At 70.8% G+C, this 17033-nt stretch carries 12 protein-coding genes; 3 read left to right on the forward strand and 9 right to left on the reverse strand.

Annotation, left to right across the window (positions count from 1 at the left end):
* The first annotated feature begins 112 nt into the window (after positions 1-112).
* From ABGB06_RS25040 to ABGB06_RS25050, 3 genes are all read left to right on the forward strand, one after another.
* A complete protein-coding gene (locus ABGB06_RS25040) occupies positions 113-2248 on the forward strand; it encodes a 3-hydroxyacyl-CoA dehydrogenase NAD-binding domain-containing protein (protein WP_347593156.1) in 2136 nt (711 codons plus the stop codon).
* 74 nt (positions 2249-2322) lie between these two features.
* Positions 2323-2679 carry an NTP pyrophosphohydrolase gene (locus ABGB06_RS25045; protein WP_347593377.1) on the forward strand — a complete coding sequence of 119 codons (357 nt, stop codon included), beginning with the start codon at positions 2323-2325 and terminating at the stop codon, positions 2677-2679.
* Positions 2680-2798: 119 nt separating this feature from the next.
* Complete coding sequence (locus tag ABGB06_RS25050) at positions 2799-3212, forward strand: VOC family protein (protein WP_347593158.1); 414 nt, start codon at positions 2799-2801, stop codon at positions 3210-3212.
* Between the two features lie 89 nt (positions 3213-3301).
* On the opposite strand, the gene dxs is transcribed toward ABGB06_RS25050, so the two are convergent.
* The 9 genes from dxs to acnA form a co-directional block, all read right to left on the reverse strand.
* On the reverse strand, positions 3302-5218 hold the full coding sequence (gene dxs, locus ABGB06_RS25055) for a 1-deoxy-D-xylulose-5-phosphate synthase (RefSeq protein ID WP_347593160.1): 1917 nt from the start codon (positions 5216-5218) through the stop codon (positions 3302-3304).
* Positions 5219-5395: 177 nt separating this feature from the next.
* Positions 5396-6595: a sugar ABC transporter permease gene (locus ABGB06_RS25060; RefSeq protein ID WP_347593379.1), complete on the reverse strand. Its 1200-nt coding sequence runs from the start codon at positions 6593-6595 to the stop codon at positions 5396-5398.
* Between the two features lie 116 nt (positions 6596-6711).
* Positions 6712-7527: an ATP-binding cassette domain-containing protein gene (locus tag ABGB06_RS25065; RefSeq protein WP_347593162.1), complete on the reverse strand. Its 816-nt coding sequence runs from the start codon at positions 7525-7527 to the stop codon at positions 6712-6714.
* Positions 7528-7633: 106 nt separating this feature from the next.
* The gene (locus tag ABGB06_RS25070) at positions 7634-8734 is read right to left on the reverse strand and encodes a substrate-binding domain-containing protein (protein WP_347593164.1); all 1101 of its coding nucleotides are present in this window, start codon (positions 8732-8734) and stop codon (positions 7634-7636) included.
* A 223-nt stretch (positions 8735-8957) separates the two neighbouring features.
* A complete protein-coding gene (locus tag ABGB06_RS25075; protein WP_347593166.1) occupies positions 8958-10145 on the reverse strand; it encodes an ROK family transcriptional regulator in 1188 nt (395 codons plus the stop codon).
* A 158-nt stretch (positions 10146-10303) separates the two neighbouring features.
* A complete protein-coding gene (locus tag ABGB06_RS25080) occupies positions 10304-11230 on the reverse strand; it encodes a carbohydrate ABC transporter permease (protein WP_347593168.1) in 927 nt (308 codons plus the stop codon).
* Between the two features lie 42 nt (positions 11231-11272).
* On the reverse strand, positions 11273-12361 hold the full coding sequence (locus ABGB06_RS25085) for a sugar ABC transporter permease (RefSeq protein ID WP_347593170.1): 1089 nt from the start codon (positions 12359-12361) through the stop codon (positions 11273-11275).
* Positions 12362-12401: 40 nt separating this feature from the next.
* Positions 12402-13814, reverse strand: a complete 1413-nt coding sequence (gene ngcE, locus ABGB06_RS25090; protein WP_347593172.1) for an N-acetylglucosamine/diacetylchitobiose ABC transporter substrate-binding protein — start codon at positions 13812-13814, stop codon at positions 12402-12404.
* 197 nt (positions 13815-14011) lie between these two features.
* Positions 14012-16732: an aconitate hydratase AcnA gene (gene acnA / locus ABGB06_RS25095; RefSeq protein WP_347593174.1), complete on the reverse strand. Its 2721-nt coding sequence runs from the start codon at positions 16730-16732 to the stop codon at positions 14012-14014.
* Positions 16733-17033: the final 301 nt, after the last annotated feature.

Here is a 17033-nt window from a genome sequence, read left to right on the forward strand (position 1 = left end):
AAGCGAACAGGGAGACGCCGGTGAGCGACGCACGCGCGGCTGCCGGGTCGCGGACGACGACGACAGCCGCACGCGGCCGCGCGGGCGGAGAAGCGAACAGGGAGACGCCAGCGTGAGCGACAGGACAACCGCGGAGACGCTGCGGGAGGCGGCCGAGCTGTTCCCGGGCGAGGTGGTCACGCTGGCGCAGGTGCGCCATCTGGACCTGCCGGGGGGTGGCGGCCGGTTCGCGCTGATCACCCTGGACAACGGCTTCGACCACACCAAGCCGACCACGTTCGGCCCGCGCTCGCTGGCCAACCTGGCGGCGGCGCTGGACCAGGTCGAGGCCGAGGCGGACGCGGGCGAGATCGTCGGCGTGGGGCTGACCGGCAAGCCGTTCATCTTCGCCGTCGGCGCCGATCTGAAGGGCGTCGGGATGCTGCGGCACCGGGAGGACGCGCTGGCCATCGGCCTCGGCGGCCACGAGGTGTTCCGGCGCCTGTCGGCGCTGGCGGTGCCGACCTTCGCCTACTACAACGGCGCCGCGATGGGCGGCGGCGTGGAGGTGGGGTTGCACTGCACCTACCGCACCGTCTCGCGTTCGGTCGGGGCGTTCGCGCTGCCCGAGGTGTTCCTGGGTCTGGTGCCGGGCTGGGGCGGCTGCACGCTGCTGCCGCAGCTGATCGGCGCGGACCGCGCGGTCACCGTCATCATCGAGAACGCGCTCAGCCAGAATCGCATGCTCAGGGGCCCGCAGGTGCACGAGCTGGGCATCGCGGACGCGCTGTTCGAGGCGGCGGACTTCCTGGAGCAGTCGCTGATCTGGACTTCGGCCGTGCTGCGCGGCGAGATCGAGGTGGCCAGGCAGGAGCCGGACCGCGGCGAGGCGTGGGACGCGGCGGTGGCGAGGGGCCGGTCCGTCGCCGACGAGAAGGTGCACGGCGCGGCGCCGGCCGCCTACCGGGCCCTGGACATCATCGCCCAGGTCCGCGACGGCGATCTGCCGGCCGGCCTCGCCGCCGAGCGGAACGTGCTGGCCGACCTGATCATGGGCGAGGAGCTGCGCGCCGGACTGTACGCGTTCAACCTGGTCCAGCGGCGCGCCAAGCGGCCCGTCGGGGCGCCGGACAAGCAGCTGGCCCGCCAGGTCACCAAGGTCGGCGTGGTGGGCGCGGGCCTGATGGCCTCGCAGCTCGCGCTGCTCTTCGCGCGCCGCCTCGAGGTGCCGGTGGTGCTCACCGACATCGACCAGGAGCGGGTGGACAAGGGCGTGGCCTGGGTCCACGAGCAGCTGGACATGCTGCTGCTGAAGGGCCGGCTCTCCCAGGACAAGGCGAACCGGCTGAAGGCGTCGGTGACCGGCAGCCTGGACCGGGCGGCCGCGTTCGCGGACGCGGACTTCGTCATCGAGGCCGTGTTCGAGGAGATGGGCGTCAAGCAGCAGGTCTTCGCCGAGCTGGAGGCGGTGGTGCCCGAGCACGCGGTGCTGGCCACCAACACCTCCTCGCTCTCGGTGACGGAGATGGCCTCCCAGCTCAAGCGCCCGGAGCGGGTGGTGGGCTTCCACTTCTTCAACCCGGTCGCGGTGCTGCCGCTTCTGGAGGTGGTGAAGGCCGAGCGGACCGACGACGAGTCGCTGGCCACCGCCTTCGCCGTGGCGAAGAAGCTGAAGAAGACCGCCGTGCTGGTGAAGGACGCCCCGGCGTTCGTGGTCAACCGGATCCTGACCCGCTTCATGGGCGAGGTGCTGCGGGCCATCGACGAGGGCACCCCGGCGACCACCGCGGACCGGGCGCTGGCCCCGCTGGGGCTGCCGATGTCGCCGATCGTGCTGCTGGAGCTCGTCGGCCCGGCGGTTGCCCACCATGTGGCGGGCACCCTGCACGCCGCGTTCCCCGACCGGTTCGGCGTCTCCGCCAACCTCGGCCGGGTGGTGGCGGCCGGCAGGTCAGGACTGTACGTGTACGACTCCGGCACGCCCGAGCTGGACCCGGAGGTCGCGGCGCTCTTCGAGGTCGGGGACACGGTGCTGACGGAGGAGCAGGTGCGGCGGCGGGCGCTGGAGGCGATCGCCGAGGAGATCGGGCTGATGCTCGACGAGGGCGTGGTGGCCGAGGCGCAGGACATCGACCTCTGCCTGATCACCGGCGCGGGCTGGCCGTTCCACCTGGGCGGCATCACCCCGTACCTGGATCGCGAGGGCATCTCCGAGCGGGTGGTGGGCCGCCGCTTCCTGGCCCAGGGCGAGGCCAGCGTCCCCCGGTGACGCCTCCCCACGAGCGGGCACACGATCCGGAAGCGCCTCCCGGTCCGCCGGCGGCGGACCGGGACCGCCCGCAGCTGGTCGTCGTCGACGGCGCGAACGTCGTCGGGTCGGTGCCGGACGGCTGGTGGCGGGACCGGCGCGGCGCGGCCGAACGGCTGCGGGACCGGCTGGCGCGCTATCCGGACCCGGCCGAGGTGGTGCTGGTGGTCGAGGGCGCGGCCCGCGGCGTGGCGTCGGGCCCCGGGGTCCGGGTGGAGTCCGCGTCCGGCAGCGGCGACGACCGGATCGTGGAGCTGGTCAGGGACGAGGGTCGGGGTCGGCGGTGCCTGGTGGTCACCGCCGACCGCGGCCTGCGGGCCCGGGTGACGGCGTTGGGCGCCGAGGTGGTCGGACCGCGCAGCGTCACCCAGCTCGACCGGGATCCCGGCTGAGCGCTCCGGCCGGGTCGGAGGAATTTTTTTTCGGACGGGCGATGAGTTCCCGTGGGCGGCCCGGTCTACCTCCACAACGGCCCGGAGCGAGCGGCCATGTTGCGAGAGGAAAGACCACCATGTCCCGTCAGATCTTCGTGAACCTTCCGGTCAAGGACCTCGGCCGCGCCAGGGCCTTCTTCACCGAGATCGGCTTCACGATCAACGAGCAGTTCAGCGACGACAACGCCGCCAGCGTGGTCATCGAGGAGAACATCACCGTGATGCTGCTCACCGAGCCGTTCTTCAGGACGTTCACCAAGAAGGACCTGGCGGACACCGCGCGGAGCACCGAGGCGATCCTCGCGCTGAGCGCCGACAGCCGGGAGGACGTCGACGCGCTGGCGGACCGCGCGCTGGCGGCCGGCGGAAAGCCGTCGAACGAGCCGACCGACCACGGCTTCATGTACGGCAGGAGCTTCCAGGACCCGGACGGCCACCTGTGGGAGGTCATGTGGATGGACCCCTCCGCGATGGGCGGGCAGGAGGGCTGAGCGCGCGCCGCCGCCCACGGGGTCGGGAGGCTCGGCGCGCCGGAGGGGCGCGGTGAGCCTCCCGTCGTGCTTCCGGGCGGGTCCCGGGATCAGTCCGTGGTGAGGCGGGCGGTGGGGGCGTCGAGCCGGCCGTCCAGCCGGGCCACGTAGCCGGTGATCTGGCGGGCGATGTCGGGCCCCGTCAGCCCGGCCTCGGCCAGGATCTCCTTGCGGTCGGCGTGCCCCAGGAAGCGGGTGGGCAGCCCGAAGTCGCGCAGCGGCACGTCCACGTCGGCGTCGCGCAGCGCCTGGGCGATGGCGGAGCCGACGCCGCCGGCGCGGCTGTTGTCCTCGACCGTGACGACCACCCGGTGCTCGGCGGCCAGGCCCGGCAGGGCCTCGTCCACCGGCTTCACCCAGCGCGGGTCCACCACGGTCGAGCTGATGCCGTGGCGCTGCATCAGCTCGGCGGCCTCCAGGCAGGCGGGGGCCAGCGCGCCGACGGACACCAGCAGCACGTCGGGGCGGTCGCTGTCGGGTTGGTGGCGGAGCACGTCCATGCCGCCGACGGTGCCGACGGCGGGGACGGCGGGTCCGACCCGGCCCTTGGAGTACCGCACGACGGTGGGGGCGTCGTCGACCCGGACGGCCTCGCGCAGCTGCAGCCGCAGCTGCTCGGCGTCGCGCGGCGCGGCCAGCCGCAGCCCCGGCACGCACTGGAGGATCGACATGTCCCACATGCCGTGGTGTGAGGCCCCGTCGGGGCCGGTGACGCCGGCCCGGTCCAGCACGAAGGTGACGCCGCAGCGGTGCAGCGCGACGTCCATCAGCAGCTGGTCGAACGCCCGGTTGAGGAAGGTCGCGTAGACCGCGAACACCGGGTGCATGCCGCCGGTGGCCAGGCCGGCGGCGGAGACCGCGCCGTGCTGTTCGGCGATGCCGACGTCGAACACCCGATCGGGGAACTCGCGGGCGAAGGCGTGCAGCCCGACCGGCCGGAGCATGGCCGCGGTGATGGCCACGATGTCGTCGCGCTCGCGACCGATCCGGACGATCTCCTCGCCGAAGACCTGGGTCCAGTCCGCGCCCGCGGCGGCGGTCGGCAGGCCGGTGTCGGGGTGGATGACGGGCACCGCGTGGAACTGGTCGGCCTCGTCGTCCCTGGCCGGCTGGTACCCGCGGCCCTTCTCGGTCAGGCAGTGCACGATGACCGGGCCGCCGAACCGCTTGGCCCGGTACAGCGCGGACTCCAGGGCCTGGATGTCGTGACCGTCGATGGGACCGACGTACTTGATGCCCAGGTCCTCGAACATGCCCTGCGGGGCGATGACGTCCTTCAGGCCCTTCTTGGCGCCGTGCAGGGTGTCGAAGAGCGGCTTGCCGACGACCGGGGTGCGGTTCAGCATCTGCTTGCCCCTGGCCAGGAAGCGCTCGTAGCCGTCGGTGGTGCGCAGCGTGGCGAGGTGGTTGGCCAGGCCGCCGATGGTGGGCGCGTAGGAGCGCTCGTTGTCGTTGACGACGATCACCAGCGGCCGGTCCTTGGCGGCGGCGATGTTGTTCAGCGCCTCCCAGGCCATGCCGCCGGTGAGCGCGCCGTCACCGGTGACGGCGACCACGTGGCGGTCGATGCCGCGCAGCTCGTTGGCCTTGGCCAGGCCGTCGGCCCAGCCGAGCACGGTCGAGGCGTGACTGTTCTCGATCACGTCGTGCTCGGACTCGGCGCGGGAGGGGTAGCCGGAGAGGCCGTCCCTGCTCCGCAGCCGGGAGAAGTCGCGACGTCCGGTGAGCAGCTTGTGCACGTATGCCTGGTGTCCGGTGTCCCAGAGGACCCGGTCGGCCGGGGAGTGGAACACCCGGTGCAGCGCGATGGTCAGTTCCACGACACCGAGGTTGGGGCCCAGATGCCCGCCGGTCTTTGCGACGGAGGTGATGAGGAAGGCGCGGATCTCCTCCGCCAGCTGCTCGAGCTGCTGCGGGGTGAGCCTGTCCAGGTCGCGCGGTCCCGAGATGCGGGTCAGCAACGGCACCGTTCCTCCTCGCTGTCGATTGCGTCGATCGCTCCGCCGGTGGTTCGTCGAGTTTAGTGTTCCCCCGGTCGGGGGTGCAGGGCCGGGTTGAGGGATACGTCACCCGCACGGGGCGGCCCGGGCCACTGTCCGCAACCCGGGCCGCTCTTCGATCGACCATGTCGATCTCGATGCTGTTTACGTTCGTCCTGCGGTCCGTTGGGTCTGCCGAGAGACCGAGTCGAGAACGACGGCGATCAGGAGTACGGCGCCGGTGATCATGTACTGGATCTCGCTGGACATGTTCATCAGGTTCAGGCCGGTGGTGATCGACTGGATGACCAGGGTGCCCAGCAGGGCCGACCACACCCAGCCTCGGCCGCCGAAGAGGCTGGTGCCGCCGATCACCGCGGCCGCGATGACGTTCATCAGCAGGTTGCCCGAGCCCAGCGACTTCGAGGCGCCGCCCGCCTCGGCCGCCTGGAAGAGCCCACCCAGCGCGGCCAGGGTGGAGGCGAGGGCGAACACCGTGATGCGGACGCGCTCCACGTTGATGCCGGCGCGGCGGGCGGCCTCGGCGTTGCCGCCGACCGCGAAGATCTGCCGGCCGTAGGTGGTGCGCCGGACCACGAAGTCGACGATCAGCAGCACGCCCAGGAAGATGACCAGGGCCAGCGGAAGGCCGCGGTGCTGGTTGAGGGTGTAGGCGGCGACGAACGCGGCGACGGCGACCAGCGCGACGCGCACCACGATCTCGCCGCGGGTGCGGGTGGGCAGGCCGGCGGCCCGGCGGCGGCGCTCCTGCCGGACCAGCGCCAGCAGGTAGCCGATGCTGAGTACCGCGGCGAGGGAGTAGGCCGCGGATATGTCGGTGAAGTAGAAGTTGGAGAAGTCCCGCACCAGGCTGTCGGAGGGGATGTTGATCGTGCCCTCCTCGCCCATCACCCAGATCTGCGCGCCGGACCAGCCGAGGAAGCCGGCGAGGGTGACGACGAAGGCGGGCACGCCGACGCGGGCGAAGAAGAACCCGTGGACCAGGCCCACGCAGGCGCCGGCGCAGATGGCCAACAGGATGGCGAGCAGGTCGTTGACTCCGTGGCTGACCGAGAGCACGGCCCACAGCGCGGCGGACAGGCCGGCCATGGACCCGACCGAGAGGTCGATCTCGCCCAGCAGCAGGACCAGCACGATGCCGACGGCCATGATGCCGGGTCCCGCGATGTAGACGGAGATGTTGGACAGGGTGCGCGGGGTCATGAAATGACCCGTCTCGGCCTCGAACACGACGGCGATGATGATCAGGCCGATCACGACCGGCAGCGAGCCGAGCTCGCCGCCCCTGATCCGGCGGGTGAAGTCCCGCAGGTAGCCGCCCAGGCCCGCCTCCCGCCCCAGCATCCGCGGGTCCACCGCCAGCGGGCCGCCGTTCCCCCCGCCGTTGCCTCCGTCGCTCTCGTTGCCCCCGCCGTCGGCGGCGGGGGTGTTGTCGTCCTTGCGCAGCGAGGGCTCGGTGCTCATCGGGCCTTCTCCGTTCCGTCCGACCCGTCCGCGTCGTCCGTGGCGGGGGGTTTGCGGGTGGCGCGTCGGGAGGCGGCGTTGTCCGCGGCGCCGGTGATCGCGGCGATGATGGTCTCGCCGGACGTGTCCGCGACGCGGAAGCGGCCGTTGTTGCGGCCCAGCCGCAGCACCGCGACGTCGTCGGCCACGGCCTGCACGTCGGCCATGTTGTGGCTGATGAGGATGACCGCGAGTCCCCGGTCCCGCAGCCGCTCGACCAGGTCGAGCACCTGGGCGGTCTGCTCCACGCCCAGCGCCGCGGTCGGCTCGTCCAGGATCACCACCTCGGGCGATCCGACCAGGGCCCGGGCGATGGCCACCACCTGGCGCTGCCCGCCCGAGAGCGACGCCACCGGGATGCGCACGTTGGGGATGCGGATGGACAGGGTGTCCAGCAGCTCCCGGGCGCGGCGCTCCATGGTGACGGAGTCCAGGACGTGGCGTCGGCGGATCTCGCGCCCCAGGAAGAGATTGGCGACCACGTCCAGGTTGTCGCACAGCGCCAGGTCCTGGTAGACGGTGGCGATCCCGAGGTCCTGGGCGTCGTGCGGCCGGCTGATGCGCACCGGCCTGCCCTTGAAGGAGATGCTCCCGGCGTCGATCGGGTGCACCCCGGCGATCGTCTTGATCAGGGTGGACTTCCCGGCGCCGTTGTCGCCCACCAGGGCGGTCACCTCGCCGGAACGTATCTCCAGGTCCACGTCGGTCAACGCCTGCACGGCGCCGAACCGTTTGGAGACACCACGCAACGCCAGAACTGGGGCGGCGGTCATGCTCGAGCTCAACTCCTCGAACTGCCTCGAACTACGGAAAACCGCCCGGGGCCGACCCGACACGTGGGTGGCGCGGCCCCGGGCGACGGGGTGGATGGGGCGTCGGTCAGCCGATCCCGGCGTCCTGGCACGCCTGCGCGTACTCCTCGGTGCAGATCTCGTCGACCGTGTAGTAGCCACCGTCGATCAGGTTCTCCGCGATGTTGTCCACCGTGACGGCGACCGGGTCGAGGATGGCGCTGGGGATGGCGTCGTCCGTCGGGCTGTCCACCGTGTCGGGGGCGACGTCGCCGAGCTCCTCGCCGCGCATCAGGTTCACCGCCATCTCGGCCGCGGCCTCGGCCTGGGGCTTGTAACCCTTGAAGATGGTGAACGTCTGGTCGCCGGCGATGATCCGCTGGAGGGCGGCCAGTTCGGCGTCCTGGCCGCCGACCGGCACGTCGGTGACGCCGGCGGACTGGAGCGCGTTGACGACGCCCGCCGCCATGCCGTCGTTGGCCACGTAGACGCCGTCGAAGCCGTCGGCGCCCAGGGAGTCGATGGCGGCACCCATCTCCTGGTTGGCGATCGACGCCTCCCAGCCCTCGACGTCCTGCTCGAAGACGATCTCGGTGGTGCCCTCCAGCACCGAAAGCGCACCGGACTTGAACAGGGCGGCGTTCGGGTCGGTGGGCGAACCGTTGATCATCACGACCCGGGCGCCGTCGGCGTCGTCGCCCAGCGAGTCGAGCAGGGTCTCGCCCTGGAGCTCGCCGACCCGCTCGTTGTCGTAGGACACGTAGGAGGCGATGGGCCCCTCGGCCAGCCGGTCGTAGGCGACCACGGGCACGTCCTCGGCGGCGGCGTCCTCCACCCACGTCGCGGTGGCCGAGGCGTCCACCGGGTCCAGCACGATGACGTCCGCGCCCTCGGCGAGCAGGGCGTCGAACTGCTGCTTCTGCTGGTTGGTGTCGTTGGACGCGTTGCTGTACTCGACCGTGCAGTCCGGGCAGAGCTCGGCCACCTTCTCCTCGAAGAAGGGGTAGTCGAAGGTGTCGTAACGGGTCGTGACGTCGTCGGGCAGCAGAATGCCGATGGTCCCCGACTGCGCGCCGCCGCCCCCCTCCTCCTCGTCGTCTCCGCCGCCGGCCTCGCCGCAGGCGGCCAGCGCGCTGGCGAGCGCTATGGCGGTGACTCCTGTGGCGGCAATTCGCAAGTATCGACGCATAGTGGGCTTGGCCTCCGGGTCGGGCCGCAACTCCGCGGCCATCGTCGGAGGCGAGCTAACCCCCCGAGCAATGTTGGCGTCAATACTTAAAACAAGCCTCAATCAAACTGATACGTTCCTGTCGCCCCCGCCACAAACGTTTCATTCTCGATGATGGGGTCAAGGAACCGCGTTCAGGCAATAGCCTGTTCGGAAGTGGGGTTTTTCAATCTTTTTCGCGGATTTACTTCCTGGTGGCCGAGGGTCCGCCCAGCAGCATTCCGTCGCCCATCTCGCGCAGCGCCAGGGCGAGCGCGCCGAGCACCTCCGCCCGGCCGCCCAACGCGCCGGGCACCAGGGTCAGCTGCCGGGCCGCGCTGGGGATCGCGTAGCGGCCGACCGAGTCGCGGATCGGCCCGAGCGCCAGCTCGCCGGCCTCGGCGAGATCGCCGCCCAGCACCACCCGGCTCGGGTTCAGCAGGTTGCACAGCTGCGCGACGCCGCTGCCGATATGGCGGCCGATGTCGGCGATCACCCGGCGGCAGCCCGGATCGCCCTCCCTGGCCAGCTGCACCACCCGGCGCATGGTGAGCTCGTGGCCGTGGCTGGCGTGCAGCAGCGGCAGCACGTGCCGGGCGGCGGTGAAGGTCTCCAGGCAGCCACGGTTGCCGCAGCGGCAGACCGGGCCCGACTCGTCGAGGGTGATGTGCCCGATCTCGCCCGCGGTGCCGCCGGGCCCGCGGTAGATGTGTCCGTCGATCACCAGGCCGGCGCCCACGCCGCTGGCCACCTTGATGTAGGCCAGGTCGCGCGAGCCGCGCCCGCTGCCCCAGACCAGCTCGCCGAGCGCGCCGAGGTTGGCGTCGTTGTCCACGTGGACCCGCACGCCGATCCGGGCGGCCAACTCCTCGCGCGGGTTGGTGCCGCGCCAGCCCGGCAGGATCGCGGTGGAGCCGAGCGCGCCGGTGGCCACGTCGATCGGGCCCGGCACCCCCAGGCCGACGCCGATGATCTTGTGGCGGTCCACGCCGGCGATGCCGAGCAGCCGGCCCACCAGCTTCTCCGCGCGGTCGAACCCCTCGTCGGCCGACGCGTCCACGTCGAACGGTTCGGCCTCCTCGGCCAGCACCTGGTGCGCCAGGTTCCCGACGGCCACCCGGAGGTGCGAGTGGCCGAAGTCGACGCCGACCACGATGCCGGCATCGGAGGAGAGCGAGACGCTGCGGGCCCGTCGCCCGCTGGCCGAGACGGTCCGCACCTCGACCGTGCCCAGCTCCTTCAACTCCCGAACGATGTTCGACACCGTGGCGGCGGACAGCCCGGTGGTGCGGGCGATGTCGGCCTGGGTCAGCGACCCCGCGGCGCGCACGGCGCGCACCACGCGTTCCAGATTGGCCCGATGCAGCGAGGACTGCGACCCCGGAGTCTCCACGGCTCACTCCACTTCGGTGTACCGGACGCACACGGCTCGGCAGCGACCCGACGGCGCCCGGCGACGGGGGCGCCGCGCCTACTATATGAACTCGGGCGGGAGCGCGGGAGAACGGGAGAGAAACCGCTTACCCCGGTGGTGCGTCCCGGGGCCTCTGGTCAGCGCACGGCCCCGGCGGTCAGACCGGTCTGCACCTGCCGCTGGAAGGTCACGTAGACCACCAGCACCGGCAGCATGGCCATGGTGACGCCGGCGTAGAGGGCGCCCCAGTCGCCCTCGTAGCCCTGCTGGACCATCAGCGCGGCCAGCCCCTGCGGCAGCACCGCGTCGTCCTCGCTGCCCACGTTGAGCACCCGGGGCAGCACGAACTGGTTCCACTGGCCGAGGAAGTTGAAGATCCCGACGCTGATCAGGCCCGGACTGGCCATGGGCAGCATGATCTGGAAGAACGTCCGGGTGTGCGAGGCGCCGTCCAGGGTGGCCGCCTCCTGCACGGCGCCGGGCAGCGTGCGGAAGAAGGCCGCCAGGAAGAAGATGGTGAACGGCAGCGAGTAGGCGATGTAGACGATGATCAGGCCCTGCCGGGTGTTGAGCAGGCCCATGTTGTTCAGGATGAAGAACAGCGGCACCAGGGCCAGGAACACCGGGAACATCATGCCGCCGGTGAAGAGCAGGTAGATCGACCGGTTGCAGGGAAACTCGAACCGGGCCAGCACGTAGGCCGCCATCGCGCCGAGCAGCATCGTGCCGGTCAGCGATCCGGACAGGATGATCAGCGAGTTCACCGTGTACCGGCCGATGTCCGCGTTGGACCAGGCGTTGGTGAAGTTCTCCCACTCGATCGCCGTGGGCAGGCCGAACGGGTCGGACACCAGATCCGCGTGCGGGCGGAGGCTGGAGAGCACCACCCACAGCAGCGGGCCGGCCGCCAGCAGCGTCCACGCCACCAGGAAGGAGTGCGCGAAGACGTTGAGCACCCGGCCCTCGGACGGTCCGCCCGCGCCGGCGCGCCGCCCCGACGGCGGACGCGGCGGCGCGGCGCCGTCGGAGTCCTCCGGCTTCTCGACGGACTGGGTGACGCTCATGTGTTTCCGCTCCCCACGGCTCGTCCCACGGCTCATCGGTCCTCAGTACTCGATCCGTTCGCGCCTGCCGAGGCGCAACATCAGGGCGGCGAACACCAGGGTGACCAGGAAGAGCGCGACGCCGACGGTGGTGGCGTAGCCGGCCTGGCCGTCCCTGACCATCTTCTCGTAGAGGTAGGTGGGCACGATGTCCATGCCGTGGTCCGGGATCATGACGTTCACCAGTGCGAATGCGTCGAGGGCCGCGATGCCCATGTAGATCCAGCCGGTCTGGATGGTGTCCCAGGCCAGCGGGAAGGTGATGCGGAAGAACGTGACCGGCCGGCTGGCCCCGTCCAGCAGCGCGGCCTCGTAGATGTCCCGCGGGATCGAGCTCATCGCGGCGGAGAACAGCACCACGTAGAACCCGACGAAGGACCAGCACAGCACGGCCAGCACGCACCAGATGGCGATGTCGCCGCCCAGCCAGTCGTTCTGCCGCAGCGAGCCCAGGCCCACCCGGTCCAGGCCCTCGTTGAGCGCGCCGCTGCGCGGGCTGAAGATGCGGGTCCAGATCACGGCGATGATCGCCAGCGACAGCACCTGGGGGAAGAAGTAGAAGATCTTGTAGAACCTCGTCCCGGTGACGCCGGAGATCACCTCGTTCTTCCGGTGCCGGCCGCCGGCGTTCAGCATGAAGGCGAAGAACAGGCCAAGGCCGAGGGTGATCAGCGGGGCCAGGACGAGCAACAGCAGGCTGTTGCGCATCGCCTTCCAGAACAGCTCGTCGTTCCAGAGCCGTTCGTAGTTCTCCAGTCCGGTGAAGTTGTACTCGCTGCTGAATCCGGTCCAGTCCGTCATCGAGTAGTAGAAGGCCTGGACGAACGGCGAGACGACGAAGAAGGCGTAGATCAGCAGCGGAACGAGCAGGAACCAGGCCACGAACCGGTACTGGTCGAGCTTCCGGTAGCGCCGGTCCCCCCGCACCCGCTCGGGCGTCAGCCCGGGCGGCAGGACGAACGCCAGCGCCAGCAGCGCCCGGGGCGCGGGCGGGGTCGCCGCCCGTCGGGCCGGCGTGGACGAGGGCTCGGACGCGGGCCTGGGACCCGGCGTGCGCCGGGTGCCCTGGTCCGTCGCGGCCTGATCGTTCATGCTCTGCTCTCCGTGACTGGGAACGGCTGGGGCGCGGCGGTCAGGCGTGCTGGAACTTCTCGATGGAGTCGTCGGCCGCCGTGTCGTCGGCCGCCTGCTGGCAGCGGTTGAGGGCCTCGTCGACGCCGATCTCGCCGGCCATCATGGACGCGACGGCGCCGCCGATGCCCTCGTCGTTGAGCTGCTTGTACCAGTCGGGGAGCCGGGACAGGATCAGGTTGTCGCCGGCGGCCTCGATGGCCGCGACGGCGCTGGCCAGGCCGGGGCCGAGCTCCAGACCCTGTTCGGCGCCGCGCACGCAGGTCAGCGAGGAGACGAGGCGGGTGAAGTTCTGCGCGGACTCCTTGCCCAGCATGACCCGCATGAACTCCATGCCGCCGGCCACGTTGGGCGCCTGGGAGGGCACGATGTACGGCTCGCCCGGCGAGGCCCACAGGGTCTCGAAGGGCAGGGCGTCCGAGCTGTCCAGCGGGGTGGGCGGGCCGACGGCCATGTCGAAGTCGGGCGGGGTGGTGGAGGCGGCCTCGTTCTCCACCCAGGAGCCGTTGGGGATGAACAGCGCGTGGCCCTCGGTCCATTCGGCCTGCGCGTCCTCGTGGGTCATGCCCGGGGTGCCCTGCAGGATCAGGTCGCGCGCGACGAGCTCGTGGTACGCCTCGAACGCGGCGCGCACCGCGTCGTGCTTCCAGGCGTTCGGCTCCAGGTTGTCCATGGCCTGCAGGACCTCCAGGCCACCGATCTTGGCGATGAACGGGTAGAGCGTGAAGTTGAGGTAGTACGGATAGACGCCGGGGTACGTCCAGCCCGCGATGCCCTGGCCCTTGGCGCGCTCGCAGAGGCTGATCATCTCGTCCCAGGTGCGCGGGTACTCCGCGTCCAGCCGCTCCAGGGCGCTGGCCGAGTACCACTGGCCGTAGACGTGGTAGGCGTAGCACAGCCGGAACACCGAGTCCGAGCCGAACTGGCCCATCTCGACCGTGCCGGGCATCAGGGTGTCCCGGACGGTGACGCCCTTGTCGTCCAGGCTGGGCGCGTCGAGCAGTTGGGTGAGGTCGGCCACCTGGTCGTTGCGGATCAGCGCGGCGATGTCCATGGCGTTGGCACCGGAGTTGTCGATCACGTCCGGCGGATCGCCCTGCACCATGCGCGGTTGGAGCCGGGACTGGATCTCCTGGGTCTTGGTGTGGTCGACCGCGCCGTAGGTCTCCTCGTAGATCTTCTCGGCGTCGACGGCGTACTGGTCGCCGAAGCCGCCGTCGAAGATCACGACTTCGAGCTCCGCGTCGGGGTTGACGCCGAAGGGGTTGGCGTCGGTCTTCGCGACGCCCTCGACGGCGTCGTTCTCTCCGCCCCCGCTGGCACACGAGGTGAGGGCACCGAGCGCGGGTGCGGCCAACAGGCCCGCCGCGGTCGTCCGGATCAGGGTGCGACGGTTGACGTGCGGACTGGGCATGGTCAGGTCCTCGCCTTCGATGGATCCCGGATCCCGACAGGTATAGTCCACTCCCGCCGGTGGCGGAAGATCGCGTACATGACCAACGAAAGCTTTTCCGAGTCGAGATCTCCACGTCACACGCCGCGGGCGGCCTCCGTCCTGGGAGGCCGCCCGCGGGTGGGTCGGGGCGCCGGCCGGTGGCCGGCGCCGGTGGGTCACTTGCGCAGCAACGAGCGCAGCACGTACTGCATGATCCCGCCGTTGCGGTAGTAGTCCGCCTCGCCGGGGGTGTCGATCCGGACCGTGGCGTCGAACTCCACGCCGGTCTCCGTGCTGACCCGCACGGTCGCCGGGACGTCGCCGTCGTTCAGGGCGGTGATGCCGGTGATCCGGTAGGTCTCCTCGCCGGTCAGGCCGAGCGAGACCGCGCTCTGTCCGTTGGGGAACTGCAGCGGCAGCACGCCCATGCCGATCAGGTTGGAGCGGTGGATGCGCTCGTAGGACTCCGCGATCACGGCGCGGACGCCGAGCAGCGCGGTGCCCTTCGCGGCCCAGTCCCGGGAGGACCCCGAGCCGTACTCCTTGCCCGCCAGCACCACCAACGGGGTGCCCTGGGCCTGGTAGTTCTGCGCGGCGTCGTAGATGAAGCTCACCGGGCCGCCCTCCTGGGTGAAGTCCCGGGTGTAGCCGCCCTCGGTGCCCGGCGCGATCTGGTTGCGCAGCCGGATGTTGGCGAAGGTGCCGCGGATCATCACCTCGTGGTTGCCGCGACGCGAGCCGTAGGAGTTGAAGTCGCGGCGCTCGACGCCGTGTTCGGTGAGGTACTGGCCGGCCGGGGTGTCGGCCTTGATGGCGCCGGCCGGCGAGATGTGGTCGGTGGTGACCGAGTCGCCGAGCCGGGCCAGCACCCGGGCGCCCTCGATGTCGCTCACCGGCTGCGGGTCCGGGGTCATGCCGTCGAAGTACGGGGGCCGGCGGACGTAGGTGGAGTCCGCGTCCCATTCGAAGGTGTCGCCGGTGGGGATGGACAGCGCGTTCCACTGGGCGTCGCCGGCGAAGACGTCGGCGTAGCTCTGGCCGAACATCTCCTGGCCGATGGCGGAGGCCACGACCTCCTCGACCTCCTGCTCGGAGGGCCAGACGTCGCGCAGGTACACCGGCTGGCCCTCGGAGTCGGTGCCGAGCGGCTCCCGGGTGATGTCCACCTTCATCGAGCCGGCGAGCGCGTAGGCGACCACCAGCGGCGGGGAGGCCAGGTAGTTCATCTTGACGTCGGGGTTGATCCGGCCCTCGAAGTTGCGGTTCCCGGAGAGCACCGAGACCACGGCGAGGTCGTGCTCGTTGACGGCCTGGGAGATCTCCTCGGGCAGCGGTCCCGAGTTGCCGATGCAGGTGGTGCAGCCGTACCCGACGAGGTTGAAGCCGAGCTTGTCGAGGTACGGGGTGAGGCCGGCGCGGTCGTAGTAGTCCATGACCACCTTGGAGCCCGGCGCCAGCGTGGTCTTGACCCACGGCTTGCGGGTCAGGCCGCGCTCCACCGCCTTCTTGGCCAGCAGCGCCGCGCCCACCATCACCGAGGGGTTGGAGGTGTTGGTGCAGGAGGTGATGGCCGCCACGGTCACCGCGCCGTGGTCGATCTCGAACTCGGTGCCGTCGGCGCCGGTGACCGAGACGGGGCTGCTGGGCACGCCGTTGGACACCGCCGGGGCGTCGGAGGCCGGGAAGGACTCCATGCTGGCCTCGTCCTCGCCCACCACGGCCACGTGGTCACGGACGTCGTGCGAGAACTGGCCCTTGGCGTCGGCCAGCGCGATCCGGTCCTGCGGGCGCTTCGGGCCGGCCAGCGACGGCACCACCGAGCCCAGGTCGAGCTCCAGGTACTCGGAGAACTCCGGCTCGCGCGCCGGGTCGTGCCACAGGCCCTGCTCCTTGGTGTACGCCTCGACCAGGGCGATCTGCTCCTCGTCCCGGCCGGTGAGCCTGAGGTAGGAGATGGTCTCGTCGTCGATCGGGAAGATCGCGGCCGTGGAGCCGAACTCCGGCGACATGTTGCCGATGGTGGCCCGGTTGGCCAGCGGCACCGCGGCCACGCCCTCGCCGTAGAACTCCACGAACTTGCCGACCACGCCGTGCTTCCTGAGCATCTCGGTGATGGTCAGCACGAGGTCGGTGGCGGTGGTGCCGGTGGGCAGTTCCCCGGTGAGCTTGAAGCCGACCACCCGCGGGATGAGCATGGAGACCGGCTGGCCCAGCATCGCGGCCTCGGCCTCGATGCCGCCGACGCCCCAGCCGAGCACGCCGAGGCCGTTGACCATGGTGGTGTGCGAGTCGGTGCCGACCAGGGTGTCGGGGTACGCCTGTCCCTCGCGGACCATGACCACCCGGGCCAGGTGCTCGATGTTCACCTGGTGCACGATGCCGGTGCCCGGCGGGACGACCTTGAACTCGTCGAACGCGGACTGGCCCCAGCGCAGGAACTGGTAACGCTCGCGGTTGCGGCCGTACTCCAGCTCGACGTTGTGCTGGAAGGAGTCCGGCGTGCCGAACTTGTCGGCGATCACCGAGTGGTCGATGACCAGCTCGGCCGGCGCCAGCGGGTTGACCCGGGACGCGTCGCCGCCCAGGTCGCGGATCGCCTCCCGCATGGTGGCCAGGTCCACGACGCAGGGCACGCCGGTGAAGTCCTGCATGATCACCCGGGCCGGGGTGAACTGGATCTCCTGGGCGGGCTGGGCGTTCGGATCCCACTCCCCCAACGCCCGGATGTGATCGGCGGTGATGTTCGCCCCGTCCTCGGTGCGGAGCAGGTTCTCCAGCAGCACCTTCAGGCTGTACGGCAGGCGGGCGGAGCCGTCCACCGTGGCAAGCCGGAAGATCTCGTACGACTTCTCGCCCACCCGCAGGGTGCCACGGGCGTCGAAGCTGTTCGCCGACACGACTGTCTCCTTCAGTGCAGATTCGCGCGCTACTACGGCAATCCTGCCGCCGGCGCCGCCGGGCGGCCCGCTCAGGTGAACCTCAGCGCGTCGCGACGGCCGCCCACCGTCAAGTATCTCGATATCGAGATAACTCTAGTACATCCCGACGGCGGAGGTCATGCCGCCCCGGGTACCTCGGACCGCGCGCCGCGACACGCCGAGCCGACCCGGTCGGACGACACCGCGTTCGGTGTCCCGGCGGGTGAACGAGTAGCCTGGTCACTCGAACGGCGGCACAGAAGCTGCCCAACAGGCGTTC

The sequence above is a fragment of the Streptomyces sp. B6B3 genome, assembly GCF_039871525.1.
In the GTDB taxonomy this organism is placed as follows: Bacteria; Actinomycetota; Actinomycetes; order Streptomycetales; family Streptomycetaceae; genus Streptomyces.

Coding starts and splice junctions, on each gene's coding strand:
- ABGB06_RS25085 (WP_347593170.1), bottom strand. CDS start 12,361: ATGAACGATCAGGCCGCGACGGACCAGGGCACCCGGCGCACGCCGGGT.
- ABGB06_RS25065 (WP_347593162.1), bottom strand. CDS start 7,527: ATGACCGCCGCCCCAGTTCTGGCGTTGCGTGGTGTCTCCAAACGGTTC.
- ngcE (WP_347593172.1), bottom strand. CDS start 13,814: ATGCCCAGTCCGCACGTCAACCGTCGCACCCTGATCCGGACGACCGCG.
- ABGB06_RS25080 (WP_347593168.1), bottom strand. CDS start 11,230: ATGAGCGTCACCCAGTCCGTCGAGAAGCCGGAGGACTCCGACGGCGCC.
- ABGB06_RS25060 (WP_347593379.1), bottom strand. CDS start 6,595: ATGCTGGGGCGGGAGGCGGGCCTGGGCGGCTACCTGCGGGACTTCACC.
- ABGB06_RS25050 (WP_347593158.1), top strand. CDS start 2,799: ATGTCCCGTCAGATCTTCGTGAACCTTCCGGTCAAGGACCTCGGCCGC.
- ABGB06_RS25070 (WP_347593164.1), bottom strand. CDS start 8,734: ATGCGTCGATACTTGCGAATTGCCGCCACAGGAGTCACCGCCATAGCG.